We start from the raw sequence: 16,785 nt of genomic DNA, 5'->3' as shown, positions 1-16,785 counted from the left end.
CAGGGTCGCTCGGCAGGAGCGTACCGCACCGGCACGAGGCGGACCAAGCCGATGACGCGCCGTGCCAGGGCCCAGTGACGGCCATCACCAGCCTCATGGAGCGCGCGCTGGACGAAGTGCTCATGCGGCGGCCGGGGGCTCGTGGAGACGCTCGGGCGAGGCGGCCGAGGGATGCGCTTCTTCGTCCTCGGCAGGGCGGTGCTCGCGAGAGATGAACGAGTAGAGCGCCGGCAGGAGGAAGAGGGTGAGCAAGGTGCCCACGAGCAGACCTCCCATGACGGCGATGCCGAGCGACTGGCGGCTGCCGGCGGCGGCGCCGAGGGAGAGGGCGATGGGGGCGACGCCGAGGATGGTGGCGAGGCTGGTCATCAGGATCGGCCGGAAGCGAGAGGCGGCGGCTTCGAGCACGGCCTCGCGCACGGTGAGGCCCTGCTCCTTGCGCTGGTTGGCGAACTCCACGATGAGGATGCCGTTCTTCGTCACCAGGCCGATGAGCATGATGATGCCGATCTGGCTGAAGATGTTGAGCGACGATCCGGTGAGGGCGAGCGAGCCGACGGCCCCGCTGAGCGACATGGGCACGGCGAGCAGGATGATGAACGGGTCGATGAAGCTCTCGAACTGCGCGGCGAGCACCAGGTAGATGAGCAAGAGGGCGACGCCGAAGGCGAAGCTCAAGCTGGAGGAGCTGTCGGCAAACTCGCGCGCCTCGCCCGCGAGGGAGGTGCTGAAGTTCTGGGGGAGGACCTTGGCCGCGATGTCGTCCATGACGCGGATGCCATCACCCAGCGTGTAGTCGGTGGCGGTGCTGCCGGAGATGGTGGCGGAGACGAAGCGGTCGAAGCGGTAGATGGCGGCAGGGGCGGCCTGCTCCTCCCAGGTGACCAGGCTGTCGAGGGGGATCATCTGGCCGCCTGCGCCGCGCACGAAGAGGCGGCGCAGGTCTTCGGGCTCGTTGCGGTCGTCGCGGTCGAGCTGGCCGATGACCTGGTACTGCTTGCCGTTCATGATGAAGTAGCCGAAGCGCTGGTCGCCGAAGGTGAGCTGCAGGGCGCGGGCGACATCGAGCACGGGGATGCCCAGCTCGGCGGCGCGGGCGCGGTCGACGCGGATGTTGGCCTCGGGGCGGTTCACCTTGAGGTCGGCGTCGACGAAGCGCAGCTCGGGGCGGCGCTGGGCCTCTTCGAGGAAGGTCGGGAGCACCTCGACCATGGCCTCCAGGCTGGGGGCGCGGATGACGTACTGGAGCGGCTGGCCCGCGAAGCGGCTGCCGATGGTGGGCGGCTGCGCGGGGAAGACGCGCAGGGCGCCGAAGGGGCCGAGGTCGCGGGTGATCTGCTGGAAGATCTCGGCCTGGGTGCGCGAGCGCTCGAAGGGCTCGTAGAGGTAGAGGTTCTGGGTGCCGGTGTTCGGCGGGCCGCCCTGCGTGCCGACGATGCTGAAGTTGCGCCGCACCTCGGGGAGGTTGTCGTCCACGTACTGGGCGACCCGGGAGAGCGCCTCCTCGGTGTACTCGTAGGTGGCGCCCTCGGGGGCGCGCACGTTGACGCGGATGTTGGAGCGGTCTTCCAGCGGAGCGAGCTCCGAGGGGAGCTTCCGGAACCAGAACACCGTGGCGGCGAGGATGCCGACCATGGCGATCGGTGCGACCCAGCGCACGCGCATGAACGCGCCGAGCGCGATGGCGTAACCACGGGTCATGCCGACGAAGAGGGGCTCGGTGATGCGGTAGAAGAAGCTCGGCTTCTCGTGCCGCTTGAGCAGGAAGCGGCACATCATCGGCGACAGGGACAGCGCGACGAAGGCGCTGACGAGCACCGAGCCGGCGACCACCAGGCCGAACTCGCGGAAGAGGCGTCCGGTGAGGCCCTGGAGGAAGACGATGGGGAGGAAGACCGCGGCGAGGGTGATCGTCGTGGAGATGACGGCGAAGTAGATCTCCTTCGAGCCGTCGATCGCTGCGCGCAGCGGCGGGACGCCCTGCTCGATCTTCCCGTAGATGTTCTCCAGCACCACGATGGCGTCGTCGCAGACGAGGCCGATGGCGAGCACCAGCCCGACGAGCGTCAGGATGTTGATGGAGAACCCGAGCACGTACATGATGAAGAAGGTCGAGATGATGCTGACCGGGATCGCGATGACCGGGATCACCGTGGCCCGCCAGTCGCGCAGGAACAGGTAGATGATCAGCGCGACCAGGCCGAAGGCGATGAGCAGCGTCTCCTCCACCTCTTCGATGGAGCGGCGGACGAAGGTGGTGAAGTCGTAGCCGATGTCCGTCGTGAACTCGGGCGGCAGCTCCTGCTTGATCTGTTCGAGGCGCCGGTAGAACTCGTCGGCGATGGCGATGGCGTTGGTGTTCGGCTGCGGGATGATGGCGACGCCGACCAGGGGGATGCCCTGCGAGCGCATGCCGCTGCGGAGGTTCTCGGCGCTCAGCTCGGCGCGGCCGATGTCTTCGAGGACGATCTGCCGGCCATCCTGCTGCTTGATGAGCATCCGGTTGAACTCGGCGGTCGAGGAGAGGCGCGCCTGGGTCTTGAGGCCGACCTCGGTGCTCTGGCCTTCGAGGCGCCCGGACGGGAGGTCGACGTTCTCGCGGGAGAGCGCGGCCTGCACGTCGCTCGGGGTCACCTGGTGGGCGGCCATGCGGTCGGCGTCCAGGATCAAGCGCATGGCGTAGCGGCGGTCGCCGAAGATGCGCACGCTGGCGACGCCCGGGATGGTCTGGACGCGCTCCTTGACCAGGGTGTCGGCGACGTGGGCGACCTCGAGGATGTCCTTGGTCTCGCTGGAGAGCGTCATGAAGACGATCGGCGAGGAGTCGGCGTCGGCCTTCTCGATGATGGGTGGGTCGACGTCGACGGGCAGGAGGCGCCGGGCGATGGAGACCTTGTCGCGCACGTCGTTGGCGGCGGCCTCGACGTCGACCGAGAGGTCGAACTCCACGCGGATCTGGCTCTGGCCGTCGCGGGAGGTGCTGGACATGGTGCGGATGCCCGCGACGCCGTTGATGTTCTGTTCGAGCGGTTCAGTGATCTGGGTGTCGACGACGTCGGGGCTCGCGCCCGGGTAGCTGGTGGTGACCGTGACGATGGGCGGGTCGACGGCGGGGTACTCGCGCACGCCGAGGAAGGTGAGGCTCACCAGCCCGAAGAGGACGATGAGGATCGAGAGGACCACGGCCAGCACCGGCCGACGGATGCTGATCTCGGCGAGCGTCACGGGGTGTTCACCTTCACGGGGGCGCCGTCGCGGAGGCGGAGCAGGTTGGTGACGATGACCTGATCGCCGGCGGTGATGCCGGTCAGGATCTGCACGCGATCCGGGGTGCGGGCGCCGGTCTTGACGTCGACGAGCTGGGCCTTGCCCTCTCTGACCACGTAGACGCTGCGTCCCTTCACGCTCGGGATGACGGCGATGGAGGGGACGAGCAAGGCGTCGTCGGCAGAGAGGGGGACCTCGACGCGGGCGAAGGTGCCAGGCAGGAGGCCCGCGTGGTTCTCGACGAGGCCGCGGGCGAGCACGCTGCGCGAGGAGGCGACGATCTGCGGCTCGATGGCGACGATGGTGCCGCTCATGCGCTCGCCATGGCCTTCGACGGTGAAGGTGAACTTCTGGCCTTGCTTGATCGCGGTGGTGAAGCGCTCGGGGACGGTGAAGTCGATCTTGAGGCGGCTGGTGTCCTGGAGGGTCGCGAGCACGATCTGCGGGGTGACCCAGGCGCCTTCGCTGACGCGGCGGAGGCCGAGGGTGCCGGAGAAGGGCGCGCGGATGGTGGACTGGGCGAGGGTGACGCCGAGGATGGCGCGCTCGGCCTCGGCCTGGTCGTACTGGGCGCGGGCCTGTTCCCATTCCTGGCGGGTGACGAGGTTCTCGGCCTGGAGCTTGTCGCTGCGCTCCAGGGTGAGCTTCGCCAGGCGCTTCTGGACGTCGAGACGTTTGACCTGCGCGTTGAGGTCGGCGGTGTCGAGCTGGAAGAGGACGTCGCCCTTCTTGACCGGCTGGCCTTCCTTGGCCTGCACCTTGATGAGGCGCCGCGACAGTTCGCTGACGAGATCGACGGACTCGTGCGCGATGAGTGAGCCGGTGGCAGGGACGGTCAGTTCGAGGGGCTCGGGCTTGGCGACGTGGACGTCGACGAGGAGCGGCGCCTGGCTGGAGGGGCCAGCGACGGGTTTCTGGCTGGGTGCGCCGGTGGGAGCCGCACCAGCGGAGGCCCCACCGCGCTCGGGCGGGCGGCTCTCCGAGGAGGGAGCGGACTGGAGGCGGACGAGCGCGATGGCTCCGACGATGCCTGCCACGGCGAGGCTTGCGAACGCGATCTTGCGCGCGCGGGCAGAGACGGGTCGGGCGGGAGGAGAGGCTTGACTGGAGACCGCCATGGCCCCGATGGATCGGTCGAAACACGCCCGAGTACAATAGGGAGCGACCTGATGTCCCCCCTGCAGGTCGAGGTGTGCCCGGGAACGGCCGAGGACGGTTGCAGCGGCAAGCGATGAGGACCGCTTGCCGCCATCTCCGTGAGTTATTCCCGTGAAGAAGCGTCGACCTGAAAATGCGGGGTCGACGAGCGCTCGGCCCGCCCGCTGCGATGCACTGCGGGGGTGTCGGTGAAAACCGACGCGCAGGATCAGAGGGCTGGTCTGCGTGCGCCCGCGAGGAGGCGCAGCCACTCGCGGGCCATGAGCCGGTGGTACGGCTCGGTCATGTGGATGCCGTCGAGACAGAGGAAGGCGTCGCGGTCGGGTGCGCTTTCGAGGAGCTTGCGCACCTCGATGACGTGCATCCCTTCCTTGCGTGCGATGTCGGCGGCCTTTCGCGCCACGGCAGAGTTCTCGCGGCTCGACCCGTCCATCACGTCGTCGAAGACGTAGGCGTCGATCTTCGCCTCGCGGAGCGCCTTGCCGATGCGCGCGAGCGCGGCGTAGTCGTCGTCGCTGCGGGTGAGGAGCACGAGGAGCGCGCTGTCGGGCTTCGTGGCGAGGAGGTCGGCGAGGTACTTTTTCTCGGCCTTGGCCGCGCCGAGGCCCCCAGCGGCCGTCTGAAGCAGCGTCACCTGCGGGCTCTGTTCGGCGAGGATGGCGCCGGCGATCTGCACGAACGACCCCGGGGTGGACCAGTGCAGCTCCAGGGTGAAGGAGTGGCCGAGGACCGCGAGCTTGCGCGCGGGGAGGGCCTTCAAGGCGGGCAAGAGGGCCTGCACGGCCGGCTCGCGGGAGAGCTCGGTGGCGACCACGGCGGCGTCGCGCACGTGGAGCTTCTTCTCGCCCCAGTTCCAGAGCTTGCGGGCGGCGATCTGCCACGCGGCCGGGTCGGTGGCGAAGGGGGAGGCGCAGGTCTTCGGGGCGAGCGCTTCGCCCATGGCGAGGAAGTCGGCGTCGCTGCCCTTCATGCCGAGCTGGCCGACGTACACCGGCACGCCCAGCGCGATGTAGGCGTCGAAGGCCTGCTGGAGGATGTCGCCGTCGCGGTCGAGCTCCAGGATGATCTGGAACAGGTTGGCGATCGCGCGGGGGGTGCCTTCGGGGGCGGTGGCGCGGCGGCGCAGGTACGAGGTCGACAGCTCCACGGGGGTGGAGAGCGAAGGTTCGATGCCAGCGGCGAGGAGGGCGTCGAGGTGGGGGGTGGGATCGGCGCTGCCGGGGCGACCCTCGGCCCAGGCGCGCAAGGCGCTCGGGTCGAGGGCGAAGAGGGCGCGCTGGTGGGCGACGAGGGCTTGCAGTTCGTCGTCGGTGCGTCCCTCCAGGCCGTAGCAGAGCGGATCCCCCTGGCCGGCCTTGCGTACGAGCAGGGCGTGGTGGGCATGCGTGGCGCGGATGCTGGCCTCGATGAGGCGATCGACGCGGTGGGCCCGGGTGATCGCGGGATCTTCGGCGGAGGTCGAGACGGCACCGTCGGGCGGCGGGGGGCGGGTGTGGCGAGGAGCGGGGGCGGGCGGGTCGTGGGGCAAGGGGAGGATGGGGCCTGGCATGCAGGCTGGAAGGAGGAGGGTGAGGAGTGGGAGCGCGAGGGTGAGGTGCACGGGGCGACGCATCAGGGGGCTCTCCCCGAGACGAGGTAACAGGTGATGCCGCGCGCTCCGCTCAGGGTGCGCGCGATCGCCGCCTCGCGGAAGGCCTGGGCCTCGCGGAGAGCGAGGGTCCACAGCGCGTCGAAGTCGGCGGGGTCTCCGCCGCCAGCGAGAAACAGCGCCTGCGTCTCGTCGCGGGTGCCACCTGCGCCGAGCCAGACGCCGCCGTCGATCCAGGTGAGCATCTGGCGCAGCTCCTCGCGCTGCTCGGGGGCCTCGTAGGGGGGGAGCAGCGCGGCGCACTTGTCCGATTGATGGACCTGGATGCCGACGAGCCCCGCTTCCTGGAAGAGCGTCGGGAGGTGTTCGCCCACGGAGCTGTCGCCGCGCCCCAGGGCACGCTTGCCATCTTCGCAGGTGGCCTCGAGGGTGAGCAGCGCGAGGCGCTCGGCGCGCGAGAGGCCGGGCGCCGCGACGAGCATGGCCGCCTTCTCCGCGAAGTTGTTGGGCTCCACCACGAGCAGCCGCCCGCCTGGCCGAAGGACACGGCGCATCTCGCGGATGACGCGCAGGGGGTCGGCCACGTGCATGAGGACGGTCTGGCAGGTGGCGAAATCGACGCTGGCGTCAGGGAGCGGCAAGGCCTCGGCCTGGGCCACACGGTACGAGGTGCGTGACGCGAGGGCGTGGGCCTCGGCTTGCGCGCTGGCCTGCGTGACGAAGCTGGCCTCCTGGTCGATGCCGACGAGCGTCGCCTCGGGGTGGAGAAAGGGCAGGAGGGTGCGCCCCCAGTGGCCCACGCCGCAGCCGACATCGAGCGCGGCGTGGACGGCGCCGAGGTCGAGGCGGCGCGCCATGAGGTCGAGGAAGTCGCGGTTCCACCAGGTGTCGCGCCAGTCACCCTCGAAGCCGACGAGCCAGGCGTATTCGTCTGCGGTGGCGGATGCCGGAGCAGGAGAAGCCGCGGGCGTGTCCGCGCGTTCGGTCATGGCCCCCTGTATACGTCGTGTGGCGTCCGGCGTGGATGCGGCTCAACGCGGAAGGGCGCGGACCTTCTCGATGAAGTCCGGGAACCTCCGGTCCGGGTCGTTCACTTCGGCCTCGCTGGCCGGATACCGGCGCTGGCGCACCGCCACGAGCTTCGCTGCGGGCAAGACGACCAGGAACTGGCCCAGCCAGCCATCGCCGGCGTAGCCGATCGTCGGCCCGAGCTGGACCTTCTTCGTGCGCAGCCCGGCCTTGCTCGTGGAGGCCTGCAAGGCAGAGACTCCCTCCGGTCCCAGCGCGCCGGAGAGGGCTTCCTCGAACGCGCGCCGGGAGTCGAAGGTGCGGTCCTGGAGCGGGATCAGCTTGCGGAGCAAGGCGCCGTCGATCTTCGCCTTGCGCCACTGCGCGACGAGCTCGCCGTCGATGGAGAACTTCATCCAGTCGAGGACGGGCCACCAGAGCATGCCGCTCTCGCCGCGCTCCCTCGCCCACGCCGTCGAGGTGTCGATCCATCCCTCGCTGAGCACGCGCTTTCCGTTCCACACGCCGCCGTCGAGCAGGAGCTGTCCGATGCGCGCCAGATCGACCGCGTGCAAGCCCAGCCCCGACATGCCATGCGGGTTCCCTGCCCTGTCCCGCTCCCAGGAGGACTCCTGGATGCCGAGCGGCAGGAAGAGCTTCCGCTTCAGGTAGTCATCCAGCTTCTCGCCAGAGGCGACGTGCACGACGCCTGCGAGGAGGTTCACGGCCTTGTTGTTGTACGACCAGCGCGTCCCGGGAGGGTGGGTCAGCTCCGCTGCGAGCGCTTGCCGCACGAAATCGGGGCTCGCGTAGATGACGTTCGTCGACGGTTCGTGCTGGAGCCCCGAGGTGTGCTCGAGGAGGTGACGCACGGTGATGTCCTTCTTTTGTCCCTGGTTCCACTCGGGAAAGAAGTGATGAACGGGGGCATCGACCGACGCGATCTTGCCTTCGTCGATCAACAGCCCGATGGCGAGGCTGACGATCGACTTCGTGACCGACATCAGCTCGATCGGGCTCCGGGGCTCGCCGAAGGTCCACGCGCCGACGAGCTTGCCGTTCCTGAGGATCACCAGGGCGTCGGACGAGGTGGCCTCTGCACGCGCGACGAGGTCGGCGAGCCGGGTCGGGTCGAGCCCTTCGGCGGCCGGATCCCCCTGCGGAAGGGACGAAGGGGCGCTCGACGGAAGCGGAGGTGAGGTCGACGTCGGCACGCGCGCGTCGACGGTGGCCCCCTGGGCCGGTGGGGGAGGCTCCGCCGGCGAGGTCTTGCGGCTCGCGACGGGAGGCGCGGCACACGCGGCGAGGAGCACGACAGCCGCGCCCAGGCGCATGATCGCCGCGCCCAGACGCGTGTTCGACGCGCCCAGGCGCGTGCTCGAGAAGGCGCGACGGCGGGTGGCGGGCGCGTTCATGCGCGCTAGCTAGCCATGTCATCGACCCGAAGGCACCCCGGAAGCCCGTGGTACGCTCCGCGAGCGTCCCTGCGTGTGACCGAGAGGGCCTTCGCGCGTGCTCCCTTATCGTTCCAGCCACGAGGAGCGGCCTGCTCCCCTGCAAGAGACTGGGCTCATCGGCGACATGGTCCGCCAGTTCGCGGACCCGTACGCCTTCCTCCGCGAGCTGGTGCAGAACAGCCTGGATGCTGGCGCGCACCGCGTCGACGTGCGCGTCGGGCGGGTCGCGGACGGCGTGACGTCCACCGCAGTGCTGGACGATGGCCAGGGGATGACGCGTGAGACGATCGAGGGGCCGCTGCTCACGCTCTTCGCGTCGTCCAAGGAGGGGGTCGAAGGCAAGATCGGCAAGTACGGAGTCGGGTTCATCTCCGTGCTGGCGATCGGACCCGAGGCGGTGGAGGTGGAGACCTGGCGGGACGGGCGCGCGTTCCGGCTCGTGCTGCGGCCTGACACCACCTTCGAGCTGGAGGATGCCGGGCCGCGAGAGGGAAGCGGGACGCGGGTGATCCTGCTCCAGCGGATGGACGCGTCGGCCTTCACGCGCCACGCGGCGCTGGTGGGAGAGGCGCTGCGGCGCTGGTGCCGGCACGCGGACCGGCCGATCACTTTGTCGGTCGTCGAGGGGGAGGGGACGGCTCGGATGGAACGGGTCGAGGTCCCGTTCGCCGTGACGGCTGCAGCGTTCGTCACGGTGACGGAGGGGGACCTCCGGGTGGTGGTGGGTCCGTCGGCAGGCGCGCGGTATCTCGGCGCCGCGAGGCGGCGAGAGCCAGAGGCCGGCGCGGAGCGGTTCGCCGGGTTCTACAACCGCGGGCTCACGCTCTTCGAGACCTCGGAGGAGGTGCTGCCAGGCCTCGACGGGCTGCGCTTCAAGGCGATGGATCCTCGCTTCCAGCACACGCTGAGCCGAGACGACGTGCGCCGCGACAGGACGTTCCGCGAGGCGCTCCGGTGTGCTCGGGAGGCGTCCCGGGGGCCGCTCCAGCGCGTCCTCGCAGCGCAGCTCTGGCCTGCGGCCGAGGCGGCGGCGGCGGGCCGCGAGGTGGGCGCGTACATGGCGCTCGTCGAGGCCGCGCTCACGGCGCCCACGCGCATCGATGCGGCGCAGATCCCCTTTCCGCTGGCGTGTACGGTGCGGGGCCGGTCGATCGCCGCCGACCTGACGTCATGGGGGTCATGGCGCGCGCCCTTGCTCGTGACGAACGAGGCGGATGCGCTGAGCACGGCGCTGGCGGCGGCGGGGACGCCCGTCGTGCGGGTGGTCCACCCGGATTTGCGCCCGCTGCTGGAGCGGTGCTACCCGCGGCGACGGGTCACGACGGCGCAGGAGAATCACCTGCTGGTGATCCCGGAAACGGAGGCGATGGGAGGCGCCGACGCCGCGCTCACGGGGGCGCTCGGAGAGGCCCTCGCGCTGGCGGCGCACGCGGTCGCCGCGGTGCACTTCTGCCGTGTCGAGGGCGCGCTGGCGCAGCGCGCCGCACTGCTTTTGCCGCCAGAGGGCGCGCAGAAGGGGGAGGCCATTCCCGAGACGTCCAGCGCGCCTCGGCTGTCGACGGCGAACGACGTGGAGCGCCGTGGCGTGCGCTTCCGCTCCAGGGACACGCTGTACTTGAACGTCGGCGCGTCCACGGTGTCCCTGGCCCGGGCGGCGGCCGAGGTGGATCCGATCACCACCGCAGCCCTGCTGGCGCGGGCGCTGATCCTGGAGGCGCGCGGGCCACTCGGAGGCGGGGACGCCGATCGGCTCCTCGATCTGAGCGGGCTCGGCTCGAACGAGCGCGGTGCCAGGCGGCGCGCGTCGACCAAGGAGCGGCCATGAGCCGCGTCGTCGCACGCGGCGCGCTGCGGGTGGATGCGCGCCGCGCCGTGGCCAAGCTGCGCGAGCACTTGCTCGTCGACCTGCACCTCTACCTGCTGGAGCTGGTGCGCGCGGCCGTCGCTGGAGGAGCCACCCACATCGCGCTCCAGAGCGACGCCGACGATGTGATCGTGAACTTCGACGGGCGGCCCCTCGATCGGACCACCCTGGTGCGGCTGCTCGATCACGTGCTGGACGCGCCACGCGATCGGGAGGGGCGGCGGGTGCGGCTGCTCGCACTGGGCGTGAACGCGGCGCTCGGGCTGGGGCTCGCGCGGGTCGATGTGTTCATTCCTCTCGGCCCCGGACGCTGCGTGCGGGCGCGGTTCACGCCGGCAACGGTGGAGGCGGGCGCCGAGGAGGCCGCCGCGCGACCCGAGCACGCGGAGGTGACGGCGCCGCCCGGGATGCCGGCAGAAGGGATGCGGGTCGAGCTGCGGCGACGGATGGGCTGGGACGTGGTCCGGCGGGCCGTGGCCGGCGGGAGGCCACCCGAGATCGAGATGCTCGCAGCAGCGACCGCGGATCTCGCCATTCCGATCACCCTCGACGGGGCACCGCTCGCCCGGGTCGAGGTGCCAGCGCCTCTCGTGCGGGTACCCTTCCGACTGCACGGAACGACGCGAGGGGCGCTGGAGATCTCGTCCGTGCCCGCCGGCGCAGGGGCACCCGGACGAGGCGCAGGGGCACCCGGACAACAAGAGGAAGCCTCCGAGCGCGGCCCGGTGCTCGACCTGCTCGAGCATGGAGTGCGGCTGCTCCGTGGTGGATGGAGCTTCGGGGACAGATTTCCTTCGACACCTCACGCGGGGCTCACCCTGCCGGTGCGGATCCTGGTCGACGCCGAGGCGCTGCCGACCAACGCCTCGCGCTCCGCCTTGCGTGAAGACGCGCCGCTGCGCGCGTTGATCGCGGAGGCCGCCTATGCCTCGTTCGTGGAAGCACTCCACGCGCTGACGGCGCGTGTCTGCGGGCGGGGTGAGGTGCCCGAGGGGGTGGTCGTGCTCTCGGACGACGCGAGAGCGCTGGAGGAGGCGCTCGCAGCGTGCGCGAGCGTCGGCAGTGCCAGGGTGTCGTCAGATGCGGCCTGGCCCGAGGAGGTTCGCGCGCTGCTGGAGCTGCCGCTTCTGCGAGATGGCCTGGGCCGAGGGCTCGCGCCCGCGTCGCTGCCGGACACGGTCTACGTGTGGCGTTCGAGCGCTCCCGTCCCCGAGGTGGCGTCACCCTGGGCCGACGAGATCGTGTGGGTTCGTGGGAAGATCGATGCGAGCTTCCTCCAGCGGCTCCCGCACCGGGACGCAGCAAAGCTCGTGGAGCAGGCACAGCGCGGTGAGGAGCGCCGCCGCGCGCTGTATGCCCACGCGCCAGGAGCGGTGGAGGTGCCTCATGGCCCAGGCCAGCTCGCGCGCAGCACCTTCGACGTGCAAGAAGGACCGCACCTCGGCCTCTGCGGTGAGGTGGTGATCCGGGCGCTCGATGCGATGCCTTCCGCAGCGTCCGCAGCAGGAGCACAGGCGCACCGTGGGCAGCCCCTGTCCCCTGCGGCGGCGTCGATCCGCGTGTTCTACGAGGGGCGGGTCCTCGACATCATCGCGCTGGACCGCGCCGCTGTGCCGCTCCCTTTCGACGCAGCGCTCGCCTGGCCAGGACGCCTGCGCCCTCAGCTCGGCTACGAGGGGGTCGAGCGCGACCGTCACCTCCACGCCGCCGTGGACCAGGCGGTCCGGATCGCCCTCGTCATGGTCGACCGAGAGGCGCAGCGCCTGTTCGGCAGTGGATCGAGCCAGGCGAAGCAAGCATGTGACGAGAAGGAAGCCCGCGGCCGCCTCGGCCCGGTGATCCGCTGCGCTACGGGCACGCTGCTCGCGGCGCAGGCTGGGGCGTCCCCTCTCGGCGAGCGCCCTCCGACGGACCCCGGCCATGCCCTCCGGGGAGAGACCGATCTCGACGGGCTCCTCGGCCTCCAGCAGGCACGCGTCTGGCCCACCACCCAGCCCGAGCGGGGCGAGAGCCTGGAGACGCTCTCGTTGCTCGCGAGGCTCCACCCAGCGCTCCACGTGGCCCCCGCAGGCGCCACGGGCCGCGCGGCCGATGGGCGCCCGGTGCTGACGCTACGGGTCGAGGAGCGCGCCTGGCTCGAAGCGATGTTCCCCGGGAGCGCGTTCATCCCTTACGGGGAAGCGCTGGTCGACGCCGAGGGGTTGCTGCAACGTCAACGACAGCGCCAGCGTGTCCTTTCCAGCGCTCTCGCGCGCCTGGCGCCAGGCACGCAGTCCGACGCGCAGCCCGTGCTCGTCTGGACCCGCCCGTGGGCGATGGCGATGGCCACGCTCGCCGACGCGCACGTGGAGATGTGGCACCACGCCCTCCGCCCGCTGGACACCGTGAAACCGAAGCCCTCGCTGGCGCCGATTGCGATCGCCATCGACAGCGACGAGGTCGTACCCGATCGCGCGTGGCAAAAGGTCCTCGCAGGGCGCTCGACGCTCACGACGCAAAGGGTGGAGCTGGACCTGTGCGAGGCGCTCATCGCGCTCGTGGAGGGCGCGGACGGGGCCGCCGAGCGGCTGGGGCTGACACCATCGCCGCCCACGCATGGGGCCATATCGTCCCGCATCGTGGTCCACCTGCTCCTCAGCGCGTGCGCTCTCGCGCAGCGGGCCTCGCTCCCGGACGCGCGGTCGGGCGAAGGCGCGCTGCTCGCGCGGATCCGCAAGCTCCCCCTGCTCTCGCTGCTCGGTGCGGACGGCCTCCCGAAGCCTGCGAGCCTGGAGGATGCGGAGACCGCGCACCCGGCGCCCCACGCCGTCCCTCTCCTGTCCAGCGAGCCTGGCTTCGAGACCTTCGCATGGCAGCCGCTCCTGGTCCGCGACGCGCGCGAACGCAAGGCCCTCATCGCCTGGTTTCAGGGGCGCGCCGCGCAGATCACCCCAAGCCAGCTCGCCGAACTCCGCGCGATCTCCGAACGTGAGCGCACCCGCAGGGCGTTCCTGGCCGGCTCGGAGCACGATCCCGAAAGCCTCGGCGACCTGGGTGACTCCCCTCGCGGCCCCCTCCTGCCCATCACCGCGCTCCTGCACGCGGGCCAGCCCGCCGCCCCCTTCGACGCTTCCCGGCAGACGCTGCCCCTCGAGGAATCGGCACGCATCGCCGTGATCGCAGGGCTCCCGCGTGAGACGCTCCCCATCGAGCGCGCCTGGGTGGACGTGCTCTTCTCCCGGCGCGCCCTGTGCCGGCGCGCTCTGCCCCTCGCCGTGCCCGTGGTGGCCCGGGTGAATGTCGACGATCTGGCCCACGTCGACGACTTCACCGATCTGAGCGCCGCGGGGCTCGCCGCCGTCAGCAAGCGGGTCCACGAAGCCGCGCTCACGCTCGCGCACCAGCTCCTCGTCGACGTACAGAAGCCCGGAAACGACGTGCGCCCGCTCCGCGATCCTCGGGTGTGCAACCTCCTCGCCGCCCTGCTCGAAGCGAAGCTCGGCGCCACGAAGCTCTCCGCCGCGATCCGGTCGAGCACGATGCGCTGGCCCACCGTGCAGGGTACCTGTGCGCTCCTGGTCTCGTTGCGATCGGACGGTCGGGATCTCTACTTCGGTTCGCGACTCCACCTCCCATGGCGCAAGGGAGCGCGCAGCTCGGATCTCGACAGTCCCATCCTCCATCTCTCCGAGGACCCGGACGGAGCGGGGCGGAGGAGACTGCTCGAGGCGCTCGGCTTCGCCCTGCGGGACGTGACCCACGCCGTGGCGACCCTGCAAGCCCGCCGCGCCACGTCAGGCGTGAAGGACGAGGCCCCACGCCTTCCAGGAGTTCCGCCGCACCCGCTGCTCCGCCGGACGCTCGGCGAGCTCGACATCAAGGAAGCCGACGGCGAGGTCGAGGTGCTCGACGGGACGACCTCCGAGGTGCAGCTCGTCGGCCTCGACGGGACGATGCGACGCGTCCCTGCGAAGCTCGCGATGCCGCTCCAGCTCGTGGTGCGGGTCGACCACGCTCACCCCACCATCGAGCACACCGCGTCGCTGCTCCAGCGCATCGCGCGGGCCATGAGCCGGCACCTGCTGGCCCACGCTGCCATGCCGGACGAGCTCCCGTCCTTCGTCCGCGCCCACCTGCGCCGGGCCGTGTGCACGACCTTCTCCGAGAACAAGACGGTCCTCGACGACGGCCGGAGAGCGCCACTCTTCGAGGACACGCAGGGTGCGTGGCGCTCCTTGCTGGACCTCAGCGCCCCCGGCGCCACCTGGGCCTGCACCCACGCCCCGCCCCCCTACCCGCGACGGGTCTACGATCCACCCGTCCTCTGTCTATCCCTTCAGGAGCAGGAGCAGCTCCGCGCGCGCATCACGCTGCACGATGCGACCCCGATCGTGGCGCGCGACCTCGCAGGCGAGCGCCGCCTCGCCGCACCACCTCTCGCGCGTGTTGCCCTCGATCCGGCGGAGCGGGCACGATGCTTCGCCGTCGTACCGTTCTCTGGAGGGGCCGGCATGAGCGGCGAGATCGGGCTGCTCATTCCCTCCCTCGAGGGGGCGGGTCATCCGCGAGGCGTCGCCGTACACATCGGGGGGCGACCGCTCTGCCGACTCGACGATCGTCCGGGCTGGCCTCTCCTCGCCGCTGTGAACGACGACGGACTGTCGCCCAACCGGTACTTCGACGCGCCTCGCACGACCGCCGCTGGCGACCGGCTGCTGAAGCAGGTCCGCACGCAGGTCCGTGCCTGGCTCCATGCGCAGGCACCTGCGCCCACGGAGGTGCTCGCGAGCCGCTGGGTCGAAGCCGCGCATCCCTCCGGACGCCCCCTCGTCATGGGGCGGATCTGGCTCCCTGCGGTCTGGCCCATCCAGCCCTACGTGCGGTTCTCTCACCCCACGCCCGACGGCATGCGCTCAGGCCATGGCCCACTCAGCGTCACCGCGGTGCACCGCGATCTCAGCGGGGCCCTGCCGATCGGAGGCACCTTGCTGCTCGGCACCGCCGCGCCCTCCGACGAAATCGCCAGGGTGGTCCTGCGCGCCGCGGCGGCACTGCTGGTGGAGCTCGCCGCAGCACGTCCCGAGGATCCTGTCGTTGCCACCTACCAGTGGAATTTGCGCCTCCTCGGCGTGGAAGACGCCTCCCCCGTTCCGATACGAGCGGCGGATGGGCAGACGATCGAGGCGCCGCGACTCATCGAGGAACTCAGGTCTCGAGGCGCCGTGTGGATCACCCGGGGCGAGGGAAGCACCGAGGGTCACTTTCCGGAAGGCGCGCCAGGGTTCGTGCTGCGCGATGGCTCCCCGCTCGCTCACGTCCTGCAGCACCGAGGTCACGCGCTGGTCCGCGAGCTGGGCGGGCTCGGTCTGATCGCAGCCGAGGGATCGACGATGGGCGCACGCGAACGTGCCGTCGCGGCGTCTCTGGAGACCTCGAACATCTCGTCCCTCCAGGAGACTTCCTCGAGCGTGCAGCTGTCGGCGCAGCCGCAGCCGCCCGAGATCGTGCAAGCACCGCCCCATGCCAGCACCTGGTTCGTCGAGCTGTGGCACAGCATCCGTGAGGTGCTGGACCGAGGGCCTTCGACACCCGAGGCCCAGGGCGAGAGCGCACTCGCCACGGCAGTGCACGAGGTGCTCGCGTGGCTCCGCCTGACCGGCGATCCCGTCGCCTATGTCGACGAGGTGCGCTCGGGCAGGCCAGTGCGCTACGACCCGAAGTCGCGGTGGGTGCTCATCAACCCGCACCACGACACGCTGCGCTGGGCACGTGGTCGTTCACCGCGAGATCCGCAACTGGTCGCCTTGCTCTCCGCGGCCGCCGTGGGGGAGATCAACCGGGCGCTCCAGGCGGTCACCGACGCCGAGGAGCGGCGCGCGCTCGACGAGATGCTACGGTCGATCGGCAGCGGGAGTGCATGAACGACCAGCCTGGACCCTGGCACGAGGACGAGCTGCTCCGCCTGCGGCGTGAGCTGCGCGAAGCCGATATGCTGATCGTGTCACTCCAGCGCGAGAACGCGGCGCTCGGCGGCACGCCCGCTAGTGACCCGGAGAATGGTGGTTCATCGCGGTGGGCCGCCAACGGCGGGACGAAAAGAGACGGGACGAGAGACGATCGTGGGGGCCCGGTGTACCGCTCTGCCGATCCCTGTAGCCACGCCGAAGCTGCCCTGGTCGAGGCGCGCGCCATGGTCGTCGACCTGCGCATCGAGAACACGATCCTGCGCAGCCGCGCGCAGTCGCGCTTCCCACGTCGCGCGCTCGGGATCGCCGTCGCCTCGACGACGGGAGCGATCCTGCTCGTGGGCTTGCTGTGGCTGCTGTCGCGAAACGCGGGGCTGGTGCTGTTCGGGATGGTGGTGATGGCGCTCGGCGTGGCGATCGTTCACTTCATCGACACCATCGAGCCGCGCGACGGCGGGCCACCACCGGGCCCGCCGCTCATACCGGGTGGCTGAAGCC

General features: G+C 70.8%; 8 protein-coding genes. 3 read left to right on the top strand and 5 right to left on the bottom strand.

The genetic code is table 11. The features are described 5' to 3' along the window. Positions 1-120: 120 nt before the first annotated feature. From CMC5_RS05250 to CMC5_RS05230, 5 genes are all read right to left on the bottom strand, one after another. Entirely contained in the window at positions 121-3,225 is a 3,105-nt protein-coding gene (locus CMC5_RS05250) for an efflux RND transporter permease subunit (protein ID WP_050429389.1), read from the bottom strand. Then, complete coding sequence (locus CMC5_RS05245; RefSeq protein WP_050429388.1) at positions 3,222-4,385, bottom strand: efflux RND transporter periplasmic adaptor subunit; 1,164 nt, start codon at positions 4,383-4,385, stop codon at positions 3,222-3,224. Before CMC5_RS05245 ends, CMC5_RS05250 begins: the two co-directional genes overlap by 4 nt. A gap of 248 nt (positions 4,386-4,633) precedes the next feature. Further along, positions 4,634-6,037: an SGNH/GDSL hydrolase family protein gene (locus tag CMC5_RS05240; protein ID WP_050429387.1), complete on the bottom strand. Its 1,404-nt coding sequence runs from the start codon at positions 6,035-6,037 to the stop codon at positions 4,634-4,636. Beyond that, positions 6,037-7,002 carry a class I SAM-dependent methyltransferase gene (locus tag CMC5_RS05235; protein ID WP_050429386.1) on the bottom strand — a complete coding sequence of 322 codons (966 nt, stop codon included), beginning with the start codon at positions 7,000-7,002 and terminating at the stop codon, positions 6,037-6,039. The genes CMC5_RS05240 and CMC5_RS05235 overlap by 1 nt, the downstream gene beginning before the upstream one ends. Before the next feature lie 42 nt (positions 7,003-7,044). Further along, entirely contained in the window at positions 7,045-8,436 is a 1,392-nt protein-coding gene (locus CMC5_RS05230) for a serine hydrolase domain-containing protein (protein ID WP_050429385.1), read from the bottom strand. A 97-nt stretch (positions 8,437-8,533) separates the two neighbouring features. On the opposite strand from CMC5_RS05230, the gene CMC5_RS05225 reads away from it, so the two are divergent. Genes CMC5_RS05225 through CMC5_RS05215 form a run of 3 tightly spaced genes read left to right on the top strand, consistent with a single transcriptional unit; the run spans position 8,534 to position 16,781 of the window. Further along, positions 8,534-10,303 carry an ATP-binding protein gene (locus CMC5_RS05225; RefSeq protein WP_245678303.1) on the top strand — a complete coding sequence of 590 codons (1,770 nt, stop codon included), beginning with the start codon at positions 8,534-8,536 and terminating at the stop codon, positions 10,301-10,303. Continuing rightward, complete coding sequence (locus tag CMC5_RS05220; RefSeq protein ID WP_050429384.1) at positions 10,300-16,242, top strand: hypothetical protein; 5,943 nt, start codon at positions 10,300-10,302, stop codon at positions 16,240-16,242. Before CMC5_RS05225 ends, CMC5_RS05220 begins: the two co-directional genes overlap by 4 nt. Further along, positions 16,239-16,781 carry a hypothetical protein gene (locus CMC5_RS05215; protein WP_050429383.1) on the top strand — a complete coding sequence of 181 codons (543 nt, stop codon included), beginning with the start codon at positions 16,239-16,241 and terminating at the stop codon, positions 16,779-16,781. The genes CMC5_RS05220 and CMC5_RS05215 overlap by 4 nt, the downstream gene beginning before the upstream one ends. The last annotated feature ends 4 nt before the right edge of the window (positions 16,782-16,785 follow it).

It is taken from the genome of Chondromyces crocatus (assembly GCF_001189295.1).
GTDB lineage: Bacteria > Myxococcota_A > Polyangia > Polyangiales > Polyangiaceae > Chondromyces > Chondromyces crocatus.
Note: the sequence above shows the minus strand (reverse complement) of the source record. Positions and strands in the feature narration are given on the sequence as shown.